This window comes from Bacillus sp. HY001, from assembly GCF_007558965.1.
GTDB classification, from domain to species: Bacteria; Bacillota; Bacilli; order Bacillales; family Bacillaceae_G; genus Bacillus_A; species Bacillus_A mobilis.
This window is the reverse complement of record NZ_VLTE01000114.1, coordinates 1-2,057: the sequence shown is the minus strand read 5'-3', so window position 1 is coordinate 2,057 and position 2,057 is coordinate 1. Positions and strand designations below refer to the sequence as shown.

Annotated in this window: 1 protein-coding gene and 1 pseudogene; one reads left to right on the top strand and one right to left on the bottom strand. The window is 34.6% G+C overall.

Going from position 1 to position 2,057, the window contains the following annotated elements; genetic code table 11:
• Positions 1-199: 199 nt before the first annotated feature.
• A complete protein-coding gene (locus tag FOT98_RS28520) occupies positions 200-1,150 on the bottom strand; it encodes a nucleoside hydrolase (RefSeq protein WP_033696120.1) in 951 nt (316 codons plus the stop codon).
• A 614-nt stretch (positions 1,151-1,764) separates the two neighbouring features.
• On the opposite strand from FOT98_RS28520, the pseudogene FOT98_RS28510 reads away from it, so the two are divergent.
• Positions 1,765-2,057 (top strand): annotated as a pseudogene (locus tag FOT98_RS28510) (RNA-binding protein); the annotation flags it as partial.

Here is a 2,057-nt window from a genome sequence, read left to right as displayed (position 1 = left end):
CCAAGTCCGCAGTTTCGGATGGAGATAGACTTTGCATCTAATCTAGTAGCAGAAGCTACCCTGTGGGAATGCGACTTCTTGTCGCACCATAATTCTCGATATAGGAAGTTCTATTTTAGTAAACTCATAGCAACTACAATACATCCAACTATAAATAATTCTTTTTTAAATATGTATTTTTATCTTTACTTAGGATATGCTATAGTCTTTTCCTTAAAAATGTTTCCATAATATCTCTCTTAAATCTTTCATAATTGAACTGAAAAGCGATATTATGTGTTTTATAACCTGGATTTGTCACAAAACGAAAGTCTGCGATACTTTGACCAAATCCTTCTCCTTGATCGGGAATTACTTTGATGGGCACTTTTGACAGACGAACTGCATCTGGATTCAACAAATACCATATTGTTACAAAATCATGCATAGGGCTTCCTCCTATGCCAGGATTCGATTTAGAGTAGAAATTATAGTAGTAGTCTAACATAGGTTTGATGATGAGTCCTGCAAGGTCTTGTGTATTCCGGTGAAATGCATCAATTTGTTGAACCATTTCAGGTGTAACAATCGCGTGTTGGGTGACGTTTAATGGAATAATTGTCAAATTCTTCGCATGCTGCAGAATTAAGTTTGCTGCATAAGGGTCTGCGTAAAAGTTAGCTTCAGCCACAGCAGTCACGTTTCCGGGGTAAAAAAAGGCTCCACCCATGCAAATGTATTCTTTCACATTCCGCATTGCTTCTAAATTCAAAATAAATGACGTAGCCAATGATGAAAGTCTTCCCAAATTGATAATTGTAAGATCGTCTAAATTTGAGTTTATAATTTTGTAAATATCATTTATGGGATAAATTGGATAAGGGATTTCAGGTGGAATGATAGGTCCTAGTCCTACTTTTCCATGTACTTCAGGAAAATATTGAACCAATATACCTGTTAAAGGTACAGAAGCACTGAGAAATACGGGTATCTCTTTTCTTCCCGAAATATACTTCAAATAGTTAATATTTTTTATAGCATTCTCTCTCGATACATTTCCATAATCCGCTACAATCCCCACAAGTTGGATATCCTTACGAAAAAAGGTGTACAGAATAGCAAACACATCATCAATTCCCAAATCTGTAAACAAGAGAACTTTTTTGGGCATATGTTTTCCTCCAAAAGCCATAAAATTTTATTTTTACTAAGGATGTAATGAATAGGCTTGTACTATATTTGATATATATTTGATATATATTTTATATATTCTTCAATAGTACATTTTGTTCATCTATAACTTTAGATATCTTATATGTGTTTGCATCTAAAAAAGTATTTTTGTTTTGTATATTGTATACAAGTACAGTTAACATAACGCATCATTATTGGTAGAGAGGAAAAAAGCGGGCCCTTACTCTCACAGGGAGTCCGCTTTTTTTTGTTCTATGGATCTATTCAATTTTTTATACATTCCTATCTTGGCGCGGTTTTAGGGTTCTCGTTTGTTACTGAATTACTCGAAAAATTGTATAAAATTATGCATACTCTTAGCGTGTTTTTTCCGAAATACTAGCGGTCCCCCTAGTAAGGCTGCATTCTAGATTTTGATTTAACCTATAGCAAACTTATGATTTTAAAATTATTCTTGCATTTGAGTAGAAATACCATTATATTTGTATTAACAACTATATAAATAAACCATAATTTACGTGAAGGACACACCTTACGTACCATCCCAACGGTACAGGTGTGTCCTTTTTTACGTTCTAGGAGGAAAATATAATGGCAGAAGATAAGACAAACACTCAAACTGTAGAAGAACTTGGAATGGCTTTTGAAGCAGAGAACCTACAAGGTGACACAGTGCTAGAAACAAACTTTAATCAATTTGAGCGAGTACGTGATCATGAACTAGAGGAATTAGCCCGTATGAAACGTGAGCGTACTGTAGGAAAAGGCTTGATTACAGTCGTATCTGAAAAGCTATTCCCAACTAAAAACGGAAAGTCTGAGCGTATACAAGTACTTACAATGCAAATTGGTACTCATACAACAGCATATTGCCCCATTACAGA